This is a genomic window from Dinoroseobacter sp. S124A (assembly GCF_049801015.1).
In the GTDB taxonomy this organism is placed as follows: Bacteria; Pseudomonadota; Alphaproteobacteria; order Rhodobacterales; family Rhodobacteraceae; genus Dinoroseobacter.
On sequence record NZ_JBNAGD010000005.1, the window covers coordinates 86527 to 104191 of the forward strand.

Below are 17665 nucleotides of genomic sequence, written 5' to 3' on the forward strand. Positions count from 1 at the left end.
CATCATATTCAAATGTGTGAATAAGTAAAGCGACAAGCCGTCTCATCTCAGGCCCCGATCACTTTCACCGAGGCGTTCGGATCGACGCTGACCGTGCCCTTACGCTTGATGTAGCTCTCGACCACATCCCAGATTGCGGGGCCTTCGGTATCCTCGTTCACGCTGGCCCAGCCCGAGACCACATAGGTCTTGGCCGGATCGATCGCTTCGCCGGTCTTGAGCAGGGTCATGTTGGTGATCCGCTCGCCCTGAGGCTTGGTGATGTCGATCTGGTAGCCCATGCCACCGACCCGCACCATATCGCCGCCCTGCTGGTAATAGGGGTCCGGATTGAACAGGTTGTCGGCCACGTCCTCGAGAATGACATGGAGGAATTCCCCTGTCATCTCAGAGCGATAGGCATTCGGGTACGACATGGAGACCGCGTTGAACAGATCCTCGCGCGTGATGTCATCCCCCGGCAGCAGGCTCGGTCCCCAACGGAAGCCGGGGCTCAAGGCGATATCGGCTTCGCGTTCATCGATCAGCGCGTTGCAGATCAGGTCATCCCAGGTGCCGTTGAAATTGCCCCGGCGGTACAGAAGGCTGTCGGTCTTGCCCAGCACCTCGCGCAGATCGGCCTCGAAGGGCGCGCGCTCGGCATCGATCATCGCGGTCATCTCGGCATCTGGCGTGATCACATCCGAGAAGACCGGGATCAGCTTGTAGGCAAAGCCCTGGATCCCGCCATCGCGCACATCCAGATCCAGACGGCTGACAAACTTGCCGTTCGAGCCCGAGGCGATCAGCATGGTCTTGCCGACCTGAACCGGCTCGGGCAGCGCATCATGGGTGTGCCCGGTGAGGATCACGTCGATCCCCTCGACCCGGCTGGCCATCTTCTTGTCCACGTCAAAGCCGTTATGGCTGAGCACGACCACCACATCCGCGCCCGCATCGCGGACCTCGGCGACCACCTCGCGCATCCGCTCTTCGCGGATACCGAAGCTCAGGTTCGGGAACATCCAGCCGGGATTGGCGATGGGCATATAGGGGAAGGCCTGACCGATCACGGCGATCTTGGCCCCGCCCCGCTCGAACATCTTGTAAGGCTCGTAGGCAGGCTCGTCCCATTCCGCGTCGAAGATATTCGCGCCGAGGAAGGGGAAATTCAGGTGGTTCTCGACGATCTCGTTGACCCGGTCGATGCCGAAGGTGAATTCCCAATGGCTGGTCATGGCGTCGGGCTTGAGGGCGTTCATGATGTTCACCATGTCCTGCCCGTCCGTGCGATGGGCCGTGTAGGACCCGTGCCAGGTGTCGCCGCCATCCAGCAGCAGCGCGTCAGGGCGGTCAGCGCGGATCGCCTTGAGAATGGTCGAGACGCGGTCCAGCCCGCCCATCTTGCCATAGGTTTTGGCCAGCGCGGTGAAGTCCGGATAAGTCAGGGCATAAGCCTCGGGCGTGCCGGGCAGGATGTTGAACAGCTTGCGGAAATCCTCGCCCGTCACATGGGGCGGCAAGCCGGAATTGTCGCCGACGCCGAGATTGATCTCAGGCTCGCGGAAATAGATCGGCTTGAGCTGTCCATGGATGTCGGTGATGTGCACGAGGGTGACATTGCCGGTCGTCTCGAAATCCAGCAGGTCGGCCTGGCTCATGCGCTGCTGCGCGGCCAGACGGGACCAGTTGCCGACGCCGGATGCGCCATAAATGGCCGAAGCGGCCACGGTGGCCTGGAGAAAATCGCGGCGGGAAATCATCGTTGCAGCTCCTGCAATAGCGTCGGGTCGTCGTGTCGGCGGGCAAACCTGTCCTATTGGGTGCAGAGGGCATCCTCCGCGCCCCGCATCCGGGTTCGCAGTCTTGGAAAGTCGTCGGGGTGGCAGGCGCGACCGGAGCCGCGCCCGCCGTCTGGTCTTAGTTGCGGACAGACGGTCCTTCGACCGTCAGGCCGTTGCCGCGCGAGGCGACGTAAAGCTCAAGCGCCACGAATTCGGGCGAGCCCACGGGGAAGGTCTCGGCGCGGGTGTCGCGCACGCAGCCCCGGAACCGCGAATGCGCGGCGTTCAGCTTGGCATTCTTTAGGCGGTAGACCGGGAAGCCGTTGATCTGCCCCTGGGACAGGTGGTCGGCCCGGATCATGTTGCCGTAATTGTCCTCGTGGCAGTTAGAGCAAGCCAGTTCGAGCTGCCCGTAACGGGTGTAGTAGATCTCCTTGCCCTTTTCCCAGGTGGACTGGGCCGGACCGTCGATCGCCACATTCACAGGCATGCCGCGGGACACGGACGAGATCAGAGCGGTCATGTTGACCATATCGCCGCTCGCATAGCCCCATTTCTCGGCGCCCATGCGGTTCTCGCGGCAATCGTTGATCTGCATCTCCATGGTGCGGACCTCACCGGCGGCCTCGTTCCACTTCGGATAGACCGCGCGGACACCGGCCATGTTTTCGGGCGCCTCGTGACAGCTCGCGCAGGACTTGCCCTCGGAGCCATCCGCCGTGTCCCAGACCTCGGCGGCCTGGTCGACCCAGATCATGCCCGGATTGTCGAAGTCATCCATCTGCAAAGACTGCGTCTCGGTCGAGCGGAACACCCAGCCGGAATAAATGGTATCGACATTCTCCATATGCTCGGGCGCTGCGGTGCGCACGACCATCTCGATCTCTTCGTTGACGACCAATTCGGCGTCTTCATTGGCCCAGGCAGCAACGCCCAGACTTGTCACTACGGTGGCGATACTCAGAGCGGCCTTAAGCGACAGTGTCTTCATTTGTTTCCTCCCAAACATGCGCGACCGCGGGGAAACGGTCGCGCCTTGGCCGTTCAGCCGATGGCGATCGACTTGCTGGTCTCGTAGACCGAACCGTCATCGTCGTACCATGTGAAGGTGAATTCGCCGGCTTCCGGCACCTTCGCATCGAACTCGAAATACGGGTTGGTCGAAATCGCGGGCGCCAGCTCGACATCGATCACGGTCTCGCCGTTGAAGCTGGCGACGAAGCGATTGATGATCGAACGCGGGATGGTGTTGCCATCCTTATCCTTGCGCTGCCCGGATTCCATCTTGTGGCTGATCAGGGTCTTGATCGTGATCACGTCACCCGCCGAGGCCGACTTGGGGACTTTTACGCGGGGTTTTACACCTTTTGCCATGTTCCTCGTCTCCTCTGATTAGCCGCCGCAGCCGCCGATGGTGACTTTGACCGTCTTGCTGTCCTGCACGAAGCTGCCATCGGCCATCTTGGCGATCGCGACCACGTCCTGGGTACCGGCGAGGCGGATACGGGTGGAGGCAGACTGATCGCCTGCCAGCGCACCGAACTTGAACTGCGCCACGGGCGGGGTCGGATTGCCCAGCGCCAGAACGAGGATCTCGGTCGCGCCCGGCGCGTCCACCTCGATCGGCACGGTGTTGCCGTTCTCGGCAATCTCGGGCGCGGTCAGCGTGACACCGCCGCCACCGACAGAGGCACCACCGGTGAAGGCTTCGATCTCGGCCTCTCCGGCGGCATAGACCACCCCCGGCAGAGCCGCGGCGAGGGCAGCACCTGCACCGACCGCCAGCGTTTCACGTCTCGTGAAGTTCATTGCAAGTCTCCTTGTCTGGGGGCAATCCCGCAGGATTACTCCGTAAGGGTCAAAAGATAGGCCACGACATCCTCGACCTGCTGAGCGGTCAGGAGCGTGCTGAGCTGCTCGGGTGCAGCCGCCTTGCCCGTGTAGGCATTCCCGGGCCGGATATAGCCCGCTTTCTTGTAGAACGCGGGCATGATGGAGCCCTCGAACGTCATTTTGGCATTGGCCACGATGCCGCGCAGCTGCGCCTCGGACCAGCGTTCGCCCGCCCCGTCGAGGCTGGGGCCAACCTCGCCGTGGAACGGCACGTCTTCCATGTCCGTCACCGCGTGGCAGGCCACGCAATTGCCCAGACCGCGGGTCGACATCACGACACGGCCCGCAGCAGGGTCGCCGGGCGCGCCCGACAGGGACTGCTCGATTTCGCCATATTCCGTAAATGAAACCTGGTCTGCCATGGTCTCAGCCGTGGCGGCACCAGTAACGAAGGCAAGACCAGCCAACGTGCAAATCAGTGCGGAGCACTTCATGCGTTTCCTCCCAAGATTGTCCTCGCCGACGACCATACGCTTGGCATACACGCGTATGCAACAAAAAATTCAATTTTTTGCATATGTTGCTCTTGCAGCATGGGCAACGCGTTCTAATTACTGCGGGTTTTGCTCCTGGAACTTGCGGGCATGGTACTTCTGGAAGGGTTCATCGCCGTCATAGCCCTCCTCCAGAACCCAGGTCAGCATGTTCAGAGTCGTCCACTTGCCGAATGCGCCCGGGACGGTGGCCACCGCTGCCTGTGGCGCGGTCTGCCCCTCGTCGACATCGGTCGGAAAGAACATCAGGGTCGGCGTGAAAAGCGCGTTCCATTTGCGCACGATGTCCTTCTCGGCCAATGTCTCGCCGTCGAAATCCGTCACCTCCACATCGCCGAACATGTTGATCTGGACGACGAAGAACCGGTCGGTCAGCAAGGCATCGATCTCGGGCTCGGGGAAGACATCCTCATGCATGCGCGCGCAATAGATACAGCCGCGCTGTTCGATCAGGATGGCGAGGCGCTTGCCCTCCGCCGCGGCCTCGGCGAGATCCTCGCGCAGGTCCTTGAACGTATCGTGCATCCAGGCCGCCTTGTGCAGGCCGTCATCCCCGATTTCCGCCGCCTGAAGCGGCACCGCGGCCAGCATCGCCGCCGCGACCATACCCATCCATTTGCCCATCCCGATCTCCTCCCTCGTTGGATGCCTCAGCCCAGCGCGGGCATGTAGTTCAGCATCCAGTTTGCAATGACATTCATGCTGTTCGTGCCGATCAGCACGGCGAAAACCACCAAGAGCACGCCCGTCGCCTTCTCGATCCGGCCCAGGTGGCGGCGGAATCCGCGCATCCAGCGCAGGAACGGGCCGATGAACACTGCCGCCAGCACAAAGGGCAGCGTCATACCGACGCCGTACACCGTCAGCAGCATCATGCCCCGCCCGACCCCGGCGCCTTCGGTGGCCACGGTGAAGAGGATCGCGGCCAAGACCGGCCCGACACAGGGCGTCCAGCCAAAGGCGAAGGCCAGTCCGATCAGGTAGGCTCCGATCAGGCTCATATTGCTGGTGGACCCGCCCTCGACCCGGAACTGCCGGTACAGGATCCCGATCCGGATCACGCCGAGAAAGTGCAGCCCCATCAGCAGGATCACCGCCGCCGCGACCCAGCGCAGCACGTCCATATAGGCCCCGACCGCCTGTCCCAACGCCGACGCCCCTGCCCCCATCGCCACGAAGATCGTGATCACGCCGGCGGAAAACGCCATGGAGGACAGGATCGCGCGGGAGCGGATCGCCGGGGTGATCTCGGCCTCACTCTCGAGCTGGTTCATGCCCACGCCTGCCATGTAGGACAGGTAAAATGGCACGATGGGAAGGATACAGGGGGACAGGAAGGACATCAGACCCGCAAGCCCGGCCCCGAAGATCGACACATCGAACATGGGCGCGCTTCCTTGATCAATTCACATATTCAAATTAAGTTATTTGTATGAACTGCGTCAACAGGGAAGCCTGATGCCCCGCCTCGCGATCCTTCTGAGCCTGCTCGCCCTTGTGCTGAGCCCCCTGTCCCTGCGCGCGCAATCCCTTGAACTTGTCATGGTCGAACAGACCGGCTGTCACTGGTGCGCTGCCTGGCATGCCGAGATCGGCCCGGCCTATCCCAAGACCGCCGAAGGCCGGAGCGCACCGCTGCGCATGGTCGATCTGCGTGCCCTGCCCGAGGACCTCGATCTGGTGTCGCGCCCGCGCTTCACCCCGACCTTTATCCTGGTGTCGGACGGGCGCGAGCTGGCCCGGCTCGAAGGCTATCCGGGGCAGGATTTCTTTTGGCCCGTGCTGGCGCAGATGCTGGATACGGCCCAAACCGACGCGCTTAAGGAGGCCGCGAAATGATCAGAACCTTTTGTAAGAAAACCCTTTTGACGGCTGGCGCCCTGGCCCTGCTGGGCGGGTCCGCGCTGGCCGATGAGGACAGCGCCTTTGTGGAGTTCAAAGTGCTCAAGCCCGAACTGGCCATGACAGCGGCCACTGCCGCGCTCGAGTATTGCCGCGCAGGCGGGTATCAGGTGGGCGTCACCGTTGTGGATCGCTTCGGCGTCCCGCAGGTCTTTCTGCGCGACCGCTTCGCAGGTGCCCATGTCTGGGAAACCGCAACCCGCAAAGCCTGGACCGCCGTGAGTTTCCGCAGTGGCACGACCGAACTGGATCAGGCCACGAAGCCCGGCACGCTGGCCGAAGGCATCCGCCATATCACCCAGGCCCTGCCCCTCGGCGGTGGCCTGATGATCGAAGAAGGCGGCGGCTCGCTCGTCGGCGGGATCGGTGTTTCGGGCGCGCCCGGACCCGATATCGACGATGAATGTGCGCAGGCAGGCATTGACGCGATCGCGGACGACATCGCATTCTAGCGCAAACGAAGGCTCACATCATGGCGCTGCCCCAAGTCACCGACGATCTCAACGACGAGGAAATGGACAAGATCCTCGCCAATGCCACGGTGGCCGCGAACTTCCTCAAGGCCATCGGCCATGAGGGGCGCCTGATGATCCTGTGCCATCTCGCCTCGGGCGAGAAGTCGGTCCATGAACTCGAGCTGCTTCTGTCCGCGCGGCAGGCCGCTGTATCACAACAGTTGTCGCGATTGCGGCTCGAGGGTCTCGTGACCCCACGCCGCGACGGAAAGACCATATTCTACAGCCTGACCGATGAGCGCTCTCGCGCCATTATCGAGCTGGTCTATGAGCTATTCTGCCGGGACTCCGACACCGCCTCCTGAGGCGGCCGGTCCCGGTTCACATCCATGGAGGGCGGCCCGCCGCCTGGGAGGAGACCATGGACGCAATCCCGGGCGCTGTTCTGGCGACCCTCATCGGCCTTCTGGGCGGCATTGCCCTTGGATATGCCGCGCGTGTCGGGCGGTTCTGCACGCTGGGCGCGATCGAGGACGCGCTTTACGGCGGCAGCTATGAGCGGTTGCGCATGTGGGGGGTGGCCCTTGGGCTGAGCATTCTGGGCTGCGCCGCGCTCAGCGGGACCGGCGTGCTGGTGCCCGCCGACGTGTTTCTGGTTCGGGACGGGTTTTCCCCGGTCGCGATCATCCTTGGCGGCGGGCTGTTCGGCTATGGCATGGCGCTGGCTGGCAATTGCGGCTACGGCGCGCTGGCCAGGCTTGGCACAGGAGATCTGCGCGCGCTGGTTCTGGTCGTCGTGATGGGGATCGCCGCCTACGCAACCCTGTTCGGTCCGCTGGCCCCGGTGCGGCTCTGGCTGTTTGGGCTGCCGATCTGGCGGGTGAACGACGCCATCACGCTGGACCAGTTGCTGGGCGCGGCACTGTCGATCCCCCCTTGGTTGATCGGCGGTGGGATCGGGCTTGCCCTTCTGGCGGTGTCCCTGCGTAGCTCGACACGCGTGCGGCGCACCGGGTTCTGGGGCGCTGTTGTGGGCCTCGCGATCCTGTCCGGTTGGGCCGGAACGGCCTATCTGGCGTCCACGAGCTTCGACGTGATCGGTGTTCGCTCCCATAACTTCTCTGCCCCGCTTGGCGAAACGCTGGCCTATGCGATGATGTCGAGCGTGCGCCCGATCTCCTTCGCGGTCGGATCGGTCTGCGGGGTGGTACTGGGCAGTGTCGTGGGAAGCCTAAAACTCAAACAGTTTCGATGGGAGGCCTGTGAAGACCCGCGTGAGTTGAAACGGCAGCTTCTTGGCGCTGTTCTGATGGGAAGCGGTGCAACACTGGCCCTGGGATGCTCGGTGGGCCAGGGACTGTCGGCCTTCGCACTGCTGACGCTGAGCGCGCCTCTTGCGACCCTGTCCATGGCAGCAGGAGCGGCCCTCGGCCTGAGGGTGCTGATCATGGGCTGGCGTCCGGGGCGCAGCCAAAACCCCTGAACACTCAGGCGATCTGAGCCGACGGGCTGCGCATGGCCTTGCGCAACACCCAGAACGCCCCGCTTCCGGAGCGTTCCTGGTGAGATCTCAATGCAAATCCCGGGCAGGTTCCGGCGCCGGCCGCTTGGCGGGCTTGAACACCGTGTGCTGGGCGCGTCCGGCATTCTTGGAGGCATAGGTCGCCTCATCCGCATCCGAGAGCATTTTGTCGATCTCCACCGGGTCGTAGTAGTCGGAGATCGTAATCCCGATGCTCGCGGAGATCCGGCACGGCTTGCCTTCGTAATGCACCGGTTGTTCGAGACGCGCGATGATCCGATCCGCGATCCGGGTCATGAGGTCGAGGTCGTTGCAGTTCCGAAGGACGAGGACAAACTCATCCCCCCCAACCCGGAAGACCTTGTCATCTGCGCGAACTTCCTCACGCAGCACCTTGGCCACCTCGAGCAGGACAAGATCGCCCGCCGCATGGCCCAGCGTATCATTGACGGATTTGAAGTAATCGAGATCGATCAGCATCAGCCCGAACCCGTCCTGAGGCGGATGCGCCACCAGCTGGCCAAAGGTCATGTCCATCGCCCGACGGTTGTTCAAACCGGTCAGCGTATCGGTGAGCGCGCGGCTCTCGGCGTCGGTCTTGGCATCCTGCAAACGGTCCACCAGATCGCGCGATGCGTTCATGGCCGCGGCGTTCGCTTCGATCAGGTAGAGCACCTCCACCGCCAGATCCGAGGCCGCGAAATCCGTGAGGCTGAGATCGAACCGGCGCACGGCATCCTGTACCGAGATCCCGAAGGACAGATTCAGAAAGGCCCCCGTGCCACCGGGCAGGGCCACGACCGTGCCCTTGAGATGCATGTTCGGCAGACTCTCGAGCCCAATTTTCAGCTGTGCGCCGTTCATCTGGAGCAGTTGCGACAGGTCCTTGACCTTTCGCGGGCGAACGATGGTGAACTTGTCAAAGAACATCGCCCCCGGGAACGGATCCTCGGGCAGCAGCTTCTGCAGGGTGCAGCCGCATTGCAGGATGTGACCGCTTGGCCCGATCCAGATATGCATCGGCATCAAGGCATCCAGCGTGCGGGCAGAAAGCCCGAGAATACGAGTGTTTTCCGTCATGTCGGCACGGCTCCCAAGCTGAATTCGCGGCCTTCGGAGAAATCCTGGTCCAAAAGTGTCACGGTGATGCCGGGGTTCTCGGTGTCTTCATCGGTCTCGAAGAACGCGAGCACACCGTAATCATCCGCCATGGCCCGGAGCACGCCGAGGATAACGGGCAACCCGTAATCCCGGTGCCAGATACATCGCACCCTATAGGCGTTGCGGCCATCCGGATCGACCTCGAGCACGGGCATGTCCAGATCGGGCACGGCGAGGCGCGAACGGCCGTGCAAGTCATCCAGCGCGTCGACAAACTCGCGAAAGGACGCCCCGTTGAACCGCAGCAATCGGCGCAGGGCCGTCACGGAAGGGTGTGAGACGAGAAATGTCCCCAGATCTTCGAGAAATCCGTCGCGTTCCTTGTCGAGCACCTTGATCGCGGTTTCGAGCACCCGATCGGTCACCGCATCCGGGTAGGTAAGCATCGACTCAAAGGCCCCTTCCGGCACATCGGCCTGGCCCGCGATCATCTGCCATTTTTCCGGCCCGTAGGTTTCACGCACAAAAACCTCGAGCGACTTGTTGATCAATCCGTGCATCGGCAAGTCTCCTGTTCGCAGAAGACTAGGCCGTCAAACCTTAAGAATTGCCCAAAGGTCAATCACTGGACGGAAAGAAAACTTCGCCCCCGACGGTCAAGGCATTGCGGGCGGGTGGGGCGAGGGAAAACTGCCCCTCCCGGACACTGCGGATCAGCGCGCGGGGATCCTCCAGGCGCTTGCCGGGACTTGTGCCCTGCGCAAAGGCCCCGGCCTCGTCAAACCCGACCATCTGGGTCATCACATAGTTCTGCCCCCGCACCAGCATCACCAGAGCCTCGGGTCCGGGCCAATCCGGCTCGACCTCGCCGATCACGGCGACACAGCTATCGGGTGCAAAGCGGCAGGCATCCAGCCAATCGCGCACAATCTCGGGTGGAAGTGCCTGCCAAAGCGCTTCGGGCCAGGCCGCATCCTCCGGAGCCAGCGGCAGAAGCTGCGCAAGGGCTGCGACGCGATCCTCGGGCGCGTCGGGCGCGGTGACCCGGGCCACCTCTCGGCGCAGGGCATCATCGATCAGGATCTGCAGATCGCGATCCGCCTGTGCGCGCAGGCTCTCAAGCCCCGATTGCCCCGCCAGCCCCCAGTCCCGCGCCATGGCCCGGATCGGCAATTGCGCCGTATCGATCTGCCCCGCCTCGAACAGGGCGAGCTGGCTCTGGGTTGATATCCTCTGCGGATTGAGGACGGGCGTCAGGGCCAGCGCAGCCAGCGCCAACCCCACCAAGGCGGTTTGAATATTCGCGCGTCGGATCCCGTGATCCCAATTGCGCCGCAGAAGCACCGGCAGGGAATAGAGCGCCGCATAGGTCAGGGCGAGCGCGCAGAAACACGCGGCCGTCACCCGCTCCGGCGTCCAGCCATACTCTGCCACCCGCAGCCAGACCGCATAGCTGCCCAGCCCCGCAAGGACCGGCATCAACAGGCAGGCAATCTGCAACGTCCAGCGATAGAGCGGGCTCGGCCCGGTCTCGGCAGGCTCGCAATCCAGCGAGGCGGTGATCAGCGTGGCCAGCCCAAAGACCATGGCGAGCAAGGTGGCCGCCGCACTCAGCCCGGAAAAGACCTGATCCAGCCCCTCAATCGGCACCCGCACAACGAAGACCAGCACCACCGCTGTCACCGGGATCAGCAGAAGCTGCAGAAGACGCAGCAGCAGGAGCGGCGACAGGTAGTTCCGCAGCTCGAAAAGCACCGCCAGCGCCACGCCCCCAACTAGACCGGACATGCCCAGCAGGAAGACCTCTTCATCCACCAGCCTGTCGAGCAGGGTTACCCCCACCAGCGACAAAAGCAGGCTGCAGATCATGTAGACGCCCCAGAACACACCGAGGAAGATCACCGCCGAGATCGCGCGGATCACCAGTCGCCAGGCCTCGTTGAACAGGGTCGGGTAGTGAAAAAGGGTTGTCCGGGTCGCAGCAATGAAAAACGGCAACGGCACGCTCAGCAGGACGCCATAGGCCACCAGCGCCGCGGGACTGTCGCCGAAGCCTTCGAGCGTGGCAAAGCGCAGGCTCGCCCAGAGGAGCAGCCCCGTGGGCACCACCGCCATCAGGCCGGCCCAGCCCAGCGCGCGCGGGACCGAAAGCGGCCCGGAGAGCAAAAGCCCCGCCGAGCAGAAGCCCAGTGTGGCCGAGGCCAGTGCCAGTTCGAGCCGGGGCTGGCCCAGCTCGTCGATCACGTATTCGCCCAGCCCCCAAAGCGCCAGGCCCGTCATCAAACCGAACAAACCGAGCGTCGCGCGGAAGCCGGTGGGATCATGTTGTGCCGCCATGGCCCAGTCCTAGCGCGCGCACCGCCCCGCCGAAAGCTCAGAAATCCGTGGGGGCCCCGCCTTCGGCCTTTCGCCGCTCAACAAAGTCGGTGAGTGCGTCGCGCCGGGCCGGATCCAGCGGCGGCGGCGTGAATTCCGCGAGGATCTCCTTGTAGATCCGGTGCGCCCGTTCCACGGTCCAGACCGCCCCGCCCGCTTCCCATGCCTCGTGGTTGCGCCAATCGCTGAGAAAGGGCTGGTAAAAGGCGGTCTCATAGCGCTCCTGCGTGTGCTGGATGCCGAAGAAATGGCCCTCCCCGCCCACCTCGCGCACCGCATCGAGGGCAAGATCCTCGGATCCGGTCGCTGTCAGCGCAGGTTCGAAATAGCGCTGGATCTGCTGCAGCAGCTCGCAATCCATGATGAATTTCTCGGGGCTCGCGATCAGCCCGCCCTCCAGCCAGCCCGCCGCGTGATAGACCATGTTCGTGCCCGACTGCACCGCCGACCACAAGGAGTTCGAGGTTTCCCACATGGCCTGCCCGTCGGGGATGTTCGCCGCGCAGGTCCCGCTTGCCCGCAGGGGCAGCCCGTAGAACCGCGCCATCTGTCCGGTCATCTGGGTCGCGCGGATGTATTCCGGGGTGCCAAAGGCGGGCGCGCCGGATTTCATGTCCACATTCGAGGTGAAGGTCCCCATGGCCACGGGGCAACCCGGCATAACGTACTGCGCCAGCGCAATCGCGCTGAGCGCCTCGGCGAGGGATTGCGCGACCGCCCCCGCAAGGGTCACCGGCGCCATGGCCCCCGCAAGCGTGAAAGGGGTCACGATCAGGGCCTGCCCCTTGCGGATGCAGCGCAGGGCCCCGTCAATCATCGGCTCGTCATGCTTGAGCGGCGAGGTCGAGTTGATATTGGTGTACATGCGCGGGCTCGCAGCGAACTCCGCCGGGGTCAGCCCACAGGCGATGCGCACCATCTCCATCACATCTTCGACCCGCTCGCGCCCGAGGCTGTAGGCATGGGGCACCTTGTCCGTGAGGGTCAGCTTCTCGTAGAGCACGTCGAGGTGACGAACCGAGGCATGCACATCCACCGGCTCCACCGGATAGCCCCCGGCCACATGGATACAGTTGAAATACTGGGTGAGCTTGAGAAGGTTGCGACATTGCTCCAGCGTGCCGGGCGTCTTGCCGGTCTCCATGTCCCAGTAATTCGGCGGGCTTGAGACATTGACGAAGACCATATGTCCATCGCCGATGGTGATGCGGTGATCGGGGTTGCGCGGGGTCAGTGTGAAAGAGGACGGGGCCTTTCCCACCATCTCCATCACGAAGGCGCGGTCCATGCGGACCACCTGACCTGCCACGTGGCAGCCCGCCTGTTTCAGGATCGCGCGGGCCTCGGCATTGAGAAACGCGATCCCGATTTCCTCAAGGATCCGCATCGCCGTATCGTGGATCGCGGCAACGCCCTCGGGGCGCAGGGGTTCGGTGGGGCGGTCGGTGTTGACCGGCACCTTGAACGGCATCTGGGCGATCGTCTGGCTGATGGCGCGCCGGGTATTGCCGGCCCGGCCGCCACTGCGACGCCGCCGCGGAGAGACTGCTGGTGTCACTTCAGGATCCTCCTTGGGATGACCCCATTGGAGGACAGCGCTCCGGCTTGGGCGGGCTTATCCGCGACGCGAAGTGTCGTTTTCTGCTGGGTCGCGCGCCCGGCTCGGCCGGCGCGCGGTCAGGCGCTGGCGCGGCGGCGGCGCAGGGGCAGGCGCTGGGTATCGAGCCACGCGGGCAGATGCCCGACATCCTGCAGGATCAGATCCGCATGGGGGGCAAGCTCGGGCGTCTCGGCAACCCCGGTGAGCACGCCGACGGTCTGCATCCCCGCCGCCCGTCCCGCGCGCAGGTCGTGGGTGCTGTCCCCGACCATCAGCACCTCATCCGGCGACAGGGTGAAGTGATCACAAAACGCCAGCAGCATCCCCGGATCCGGCTTTGCGCCGAACCCACTATCATAACCGAGCACCAGATCGACATCCTCGGCGATGCCGGCATCGGCCAGCTGGCGGCGCGCGCCCTCCTCGGAATCATTGGTCGCCACGCCGAGGTAGAGGTTGCGCGCGCCCAGCTCCGCCATGAGCGGCTTGAGAGGCGTCGCCTCGGCCAGTGTGACGGTCTCGGCCAGAAGGTTCAGCTCCAGCAGGAGCGCCTCTTCCTCCCAATCGGGCAGGTATGGGGCCAGCAAGACGGCAATCTCGGCGCTGGTCCCCGCGATCGCCGGGCTGTCGGAACGGAAATGCCCCAGCACCAGATCATAGCCGATGGCGTCTGACAGCTGCGCCACCAGCGCCCGATCCCCCTTGGCGAGCGTGTCGAGCGCGGTCGCGGCCCAGCCGCTCCAGGTTTCGTGAAAATCAAACAGCGTTCCGTCTTTGTCGAACACGATTGCGCGCAGCATCGTCTGCCCCCTCGATCCCGATATGGCCACGCCGTCCCGCGCCCACCGGCCCCAATCCGTAGACAGACGCTCCCCCGTAACCCGTTGGGGTCACACGTCTCTCCGATGACCGGAACACGCCGCTCCCGAGGCGGTCCCGTGCGCAACTTGCCCGCCTGGCCGGGTGGCTGGGTACAAAATGGTCTCAAAGCGGCCGTTTGCCGCAACTTTCCATCGCGCTGGACCCAGACCTACCGGAATTTGCACTGTGCAACAAGCGCTCTGCCCAAGTCTTGGGCGCTGCCTGTCGGAGTCGCCCTACCGGAGGGGCCTGCGAAAAGGTTAACCGCGCCATGGCGTTAACCATGTTTCGGGCTCCGATCACAGCTTTGTCAGGTCCAATGCATCTCCGCCCCGCCGGGCAGGGCCGCGCGGGCCCGCATGGGCGTGTCATACCCGACCCCGGCAGCGTCGCAGAACCCGACCACCCACTCGTCATCCATGGTCAGGAATTCCAGAACGGAAACAAGGAATTCCGGCTCTTCGGCCCGCGCCCGCACGGTCGACAGGTCAGCGCCCGTTGCGCCCAGAAAGGTGCCCATGAGATCGTCCTGCCCGGCAATCCAGCCCAGCGCCTGGAGCGCAATCGCCTCGGCTGTTTCTTGCTTCATTTGATCTCGTCCCCTGCTCTGGAAACCCTTTGTTAACCATACGAGCGCTAACACACATCACCATAACGTAAAGCGGAGGTCCTCATGTCGGGCAAGATCCTTGTGGTCGACGATGTTGCAACGAACCGGATCGTGATGAAGGTGAAGTTGGCGACCGCTTGCTACGATGTGATTCAGGCCGATAGTGGCCGGGCCGCGCTCGACATGGCCCGGGCCGAGACACCGGATCTGATTCTGCTCGATGTGCTGATGCCGGATCTCGACGGGTTCACGGTCTGCGAACGGCTCAAGGCCGATCCGCGCACGGCGGATATTCCGATCATCATGATCACCTCGCTGGACGATACCGAAGCGCGGCTGCGGGGTCTGTCCTGCGGCGCGGACGAGTTTCTCTCCAAACCGGTGACCGAACTGACGCTGCTGGCCCGGGTGCGCAGCCTGTTGCGGGCCAATTCGCGCAATGCTGAACTGCGCATGCCGATGCAATCACAGGCAGCAGCAGGGTTCGCCGATGCGCCCATGCCCTTCAAGCAGGCACAGACCGAATGCGTGGGCCTGTTGATGGCGCAGGACGGCGTCGGGCACCGCTGGGCCCATGGTCTCGCCGACCGGATCCGCGAGGATGTGAAGTTTTTCACCCGCGCTCAAGCGCTCGAGGCCAGCAAGGATCAGGCGGCGGTCTTCGTGATCGAAGCGGATGCCCACAGGCCCGAAGCCGCGCTGGAGATCCTGACGGACCTGCGCTCCCGTCCTGCCACGCGCCATGCCCAGCAGATCTTTATGCTGCAACAGAGCCATCCGGAACTGGCCGCCCGTGCGCTGGACCTCGGGGCCGATGACGTGGTGATCGCGCCGATCTCGGTGCAGGAAATGGCCCTGCGCCTGCGCGCGCAACTGCAGCACAAACGGACCAGCGACCGACGCCGGAACGAGGTGACCGACCGGCTGCGTCAGGCGGTGATCGATCCGCTCACCGGACTCTATAACCGCCGCTTCGCTTTGGGGCAGCTTGCCACCATCGCGCGCGAGGCCGAAGGGTCCACCCGCAGCTTCGCGGTCCTGCTTCTGGATTTCGACCATTTCAAACAGATCAACGACAAGTTCGGCCATGCGGCAGGCGACAAGGTACTGACCGATACGGCAAAACTGCTTCAGGCCCGGCTGCGCTCGCTGGACGTGATCGCCCGGATCGGTGGCGAAGAATTCCTGATGGTCCTGCCCGACACGGATCTGGACGAGGCGCAGCGCGTCGCAGAACGGCTGCGCGCGGGCATCGATCAGGCCAAGATCACCCTGCCCGACGGGGTGACGCGGGTGCCGGTCACGATCAGCATCGGCCTGGCCATTGGCGGGCACCGGACCCCCGATGCCAGCGTGTCGGACCTGCTCGAAACGGCGGATCGCGCGCTCTACGCCGCGAAGTCCGACGGGCGAAACCAGGTATCGGTGGGCACGATCAGCTCCGCCGCGTGAGACCCCCCGGGTGCTGCCGGATGGCGGCAACCCCAAGCAGCGCGCAGCACCATCCCCTTGCGCGCCACACGACAGGGGCCGGATCCCATTTCGAATCCGGCCCCCCTTTCGTCAAATCCGGCGCGTGTCAGTCCTTCGGGGGCTTGTCCCCACGGCGCGGCCGGTTCGCGCGTTCGCGCAGCACCTCTTCGACCCGGTCCGCATAGGCGACGCGTTCGGCATCGCTCATCTGGGCAATCGCGCCGATCAGGGCGTTCCGGCCCACGGCATTGCGCGCGGACATGGCCTCTGCCTGGGTCGTGAGCAGAGCCTCGAACTCCGCCGGATCGAAAGGCGCATTGCGCAGGCTGTCGAGCAACGCGCGGGTATGACGCCCGCGGGAGCGGGGGCCCTGTGAGGTCTCGGCCCGGTGCTGATCGAGCGCCTCTTTCAAGACATCCCGGCGTGTGTCATCCAGCGCCCGGATCAGCGGAAAGGGGCTGTCGATCGAGAGCGGTTTGCCCCCCGGCCCACGCGGCCCGCCCCCCAGCACGGCGCCGAGCACCAGCCCGACCACGAGCAGGTTGAGCGCCAGCGACCCGTAGAGCAGCCAGCGCTGCTTGCGGCCCGGAGCCTTGGTCTGTGTCTCAGCTTCGGTCATCAGACCCCCTCCTCCAGCGCCAGATCGAAGGACCAGAGCACCGTTTCCGTCGTCGTCTCGCCGCTCAGCAGATCCGCGCTCAGCGAACTCAGTTCGGGCGCGAAGCCTGCGCCCAGCCCGATGCCGAGCACCAGCGAGGCTGCCAGGGCCGTCAAAGGGGCCAGAGCCCAGCCTCCTCCGCGCGCGGTCTGGGCCTGCGGGCGGTGCAAGGGCACGACATTCGGCGCGGTCTGGTCCGACGCCGCCTCGGCCTGAACGGCGAGCCCATCGGCGGCGATGCGGTCGAGAAAGCCCGTGTCCAGCATCGGCGGCCCGACCCGCGCCTCAGAGAGCAGCGCGTCCAGCTCAGCCTCGGGGATCGGGTCGATGTCACGTCTCCGGGTCATTCCGTAAATCCCAATTCTGCGCGGCGATGGCCCAGGGCCTTTGCCAGCATACGTTTGCCCCGGGAGGTCAGGCTTTCCACCGCCTCCACGGAGATCTCCATGATCCCGGCGATCTCGGGGTTCGACAACCCTTCGAGATGGCGCAGGACCACCGCCTCGCGTTGCCGCACCGGCAGATCCCCCAGCGCGGCCTGCAGGGCCTCGGCCCGTTCCGCCTGGCTGAGGATCCGGTCCGCCGAAGGGGCCGGGTCTGGCATCTCGCCCGCCTCGTCCAGCGGCACCGAGCGTTTGCGGCGCAGCCGGTCCATGCAGGCATTGCGCGCCACGGTGTAGAGCCAGGTGCTGGGCGCAGCACCATCCAGGCGCCACTCCGGTGCGATCTTCCACAACTTCATCATGGCCTCCTGCGTTATGTCTTCGGCCTCCGCCCGGTCGCCGAGCAGCCGGTAGCACAACCGGAACACCCGGGGCGCGAGCCGGTCGGTCAGCCGCCGTGCCGCGCGCGGGTCCCCGGCCGCGAATTGCGCCAGCAACTCCGCGTCCGAAACCGCGGTCACCGAAAGAGAAAGGTCGGTCATGAAACGTGCCTAGCGCGTGCGGCGGGTCGGGG

21 protein-coding genes are annotated in these 17665 nt (G+C 64.5%); 5 read left to right on the forward strand and 16 right to left on the reverse strand.

Translation table 11 applies throughout. The annotated features are described in order from the left end of the window. Nucleotides 1-47: 47 nt before the first annotated feature. From soxB to ACP15I_RS13490, 7 genes are all read right to left on the reverse strand, one after another. A complete protein-coding gene (gene soxB / locus ACP15I_RS13460) occupies nt 48-1742 on the reverse strand; it encodes a thiosulfohydrolase SoxB (RefSeq protein WP_424975498.1) in 1695 nt (564 codons plus the stop codon). A 157-nt stretch (nt 1743-1899) separates the two neighbouring features. Beyond that, a complete protein-coding gene (gene soxA, locus ACP15I_RS13465; protein WP_424975499.1) occupies nt 1900-2754 on the reverse strand; it encodes a sulfur oxidation c-type cytochrome SoxA in 855 nt (284 codons plus the stop codon). 53 nt (nt 2755-2807) lie between these two features. Further along, a complete protein-coding gene (gene soxZ / locus ACP15I_RS13470) occupies nt 2808-3137 on the reverse strand; it encodes a thiosulfate oxidation carrier complex protein SoxZ (RefSeq protein ID WP_424965045.1) in 330 nt (109 codons plus the stop codon). A gap of 18 nt (nt 3138-3155) precedes the next feature. Next, entirely contained in the window at nt 3156-3572 is a 417-nt protein-coding gene (gene soxY / locus ACP15I_RS13475) for a thiosulfate oxidation carrier protein SoxY (RefSeq protein ID WP_424975500.1), read from the reverse strand. A gap of 35 nt (nt 3573-3607) precedes the next feature. Continuing rightward, nucleotides 3608-4090 carry a sulfur oxidation c-type cytochrome SoxX gene (gene soxX / locus ACP15I_RS13480; protein ID WP_424965047.1) on the reverse strand — a complete coding sequence of 161 codons (483 nt, stop codon included), beginning with the start codon at nt 4088-4090 and terminating at the stop codon, nt 3608-3610. Nucleotides 4091-4207: 117 nt separating this feature from the next. Next, nucleotides 4208-4774: a SoxW family protein gene (locus ACP15I_RS13485; RefSeq protein ID WP_424975501.1), complete on the reverse strand. Its 567-nt coding sequence runs from the start codon at nt 4772-4774 to the stop codon at nt 4208-4210. A 26-nt stretch (nt 4775-4800) separates the two neighbouring features. Next, nucleotides 4801-5535, reverse strand: a complete 735-nt coding sequence (locus tag ACP15I_RS13490; protein ID WP_424965049.1) for a cytochrome c biogenesis CcdA family protein — start codon at nt 5533-5535, stop codon at nt 4801-4803. 73 nt (nt 5536-5608) lie between these two features. On the opposite strand from ACP15I_RS13490, the gene ACP15I_RS13495 reads away from it, so the two are divergent. Genes ACP15I_RS13495 through ACP15I_RS13510 form a run of 4 tightly spaced genes read left to right on the forward strand, consistent with a single transcriptional unit; the run spans nt 5609 to nt 7990 of the window. Then, on the forward strand, nt 5609-5989 hold the full coding sequence (locus tag ACP15I_RS13495) for a thioredoxin family protein (protein WP_424975502.1): 381 nt from the start codon (nt 5609-5611) through the stop codon (nt 5987-5989). Continuing rightward, on the forward strand, nt 5986-6504 hold the full coding sequence (locus tag ACP15I_RS13500; protein WP_424975503.1) for a GlcG/HbpS family heme-binding protein: 519 nt from the start codon (nt 5986-5988) through the stop codon (nt 6502-6504). The genes ACP15I_RS13495 and ACP15I_RS13500 overlap by 4 nt, the downstream gene beginning before the upstream one ends. A 20-nt stretch (nt 6505-6524) precedes the next feature. After that, the gene (locus tag ACP15I_RS13505) at nt 6525-6872 is read left to right on the forward strand and encodes an ArsR/SmtB family transcription factor (protein ID WP_424965052.1); all 348 of its coding nucleotides are present in this window, start codon (nt 6525-6527) and stop codon (nt 6870-6872) included. 56 nt (nt 6873-6928) lie between these two features. Further along, a complete protein-coding gene (locus ACP15I_RS13510) occupies nt 6929-7990 on the forward strand; it encodes a YeeE/YedE family protein (protein ID WP_424965053.1) in 1062 nt (353 codons plus the stop codon). A gap of 87 nt (nt 7991-8077) precedes the next feature. Here the strand turns inward: ACP15I_RS13510 and ACP15I_RS13515 are convergent, their stop codons facing one another. The 6 genes from ACP15I_RS13515 to ACP15I_RS13540 form a co-directional block, all read right to left on the reverse strand. Continuing rightward, nucleotides 8078-9109 carry a diguanylate cyclase domain-containing protein gene (locus tag ACP15I_RS13515; protein WP_424975504.1) on the reverse strand — a complete coding sequence of 344 codons (1032 nt, stop codon included), beginning with the start codon at nt 9107-9109 and terminating at the stop codon, nt 8078-8080. Then, nucleotides 9106-9690 (reverse strand): heme NO-binding domain-containing protein, encoded by a 585-nt coding sequence (locus ACP15I_RS13520; RefSeq protein WP_424965055.1) that lies wholly within the window; start codon nt 9688-9690, stop codon nt 9106-9108. Before ACP15I_RS13520 ends, ACP15I_RS13515 begins: the two co-directional genes overlap by 4 nt. A 58-nt stretch (nt 9691-9748) precedes the next feature. Beyond that, nucleotides 9749-11467, reverse strand: a complete 1719-nt coding sequence (locus ACP15I_RS13525; protein ID WP_424965056.1) for a hypothetical protein — start codon at nt 11465-11467, stop codon at nt 9749-9751. Nucleotides 11468-11504: 37 nt separating this feature from the next. After that, nucleotides 11505-13064, reverse strand: a complete 1560-nt coding sequence (locus tag ACP15I_RS13530) for a trimethylamine methyltransferase family protein (protein ID WP_424975505.1) — start codon at nt 13062-13064, stop codon at nt 11505-11507. Between the two features lie 119 nt (nt 13065-13183). Further along, nucleotides 13184-13906 carry an HAD family hydrolase gene (locus ACP15I_RS13535; RefSeq protein WP_424975506.1) on the reverse strand — a complete coding sequence of 241 codons (723 nt, stop codon included), beginning with the start codon at nt 13904-13906 and terminating at the stop codon, nt 13184-13186. A 371-nt stretch (nt 13907-14277) separates the two neighbouring features. After that, entirely contained in the window at nt 14278-14556 is a 279-nt protein-coding gene (locus ACP15I_RS13540) for a DUF3572 domain-containing protein (protein ID WP_424975507.1), read from the reverse strand. A gap of 84 nt (nt 14557-14640) precedes the next feature. On the opposite strand from ACP15I_RS13540, the gene ACP15I_RS13545 reads away from it, so the two are divergent. Beyond that, nucleotides 14641-16029 (forward strand): diguanylate cyclase, encoded by a 1389-nt coding sequence (locus ACP15I_RS13545; RefSeq protein WP_424975508.1) that lies wholly within the window; start codon nt 14641-14643, stop codon nt 16027-16029. Nucleotides 16030-16156: 127 nt separating this feature from the next. Here the strand turns inward: ACP15I_RS13545 and ACP15I_RS13550 are convergent, their stop codons facing one another. The 3 genes from ACP15I_RS13550 to ACP15I_RS13560 are packed head-to-tail and all read right to left on the reverse strand — an operon-like array spanning nt 16157 to nt 17633. After that, nucleotides 16157-16669, reverse strand: coding sequence for a periplasmic heavy metal sensor (locus tag ACP15I_RS13550; protein ID WP_424965061.1), 513 nt, complete (start codon nt 16667-16669; stop codon nt 16157-16159). Then, the gene (locus ACP15I_RS13555; RefSeq protein ID WP_424965062.1) at nt 16669-17055 is read right to left on the reverse strand and encodes a hypothetical protein; all 387 of its coding nucleotides are present in this window, start codon (nt 17053-17055) and stop codon (nt 16669-16671) included. Before ACP15I_RS13555 ends, ACP15I_RS13550 begins: the two co-directional genes overlap by 1 nt. Beyond that, a complete protein-coding gene (locus tag ACP15I_RS13560; protein ID WP_424975509.1) occupies nt 17052-17633 on the reverse strand; it encodes an RNA polymerase sigma factor in 582 nt (193 codons plus the stop codon). The genes ACP15I_RS13555 and ACP15I_RS13560 overlap by 4 nt, the downstream gene beginning before the upstream one ends. Nucleotides 17634-17665: the final 32 nt, after the last annotated feature.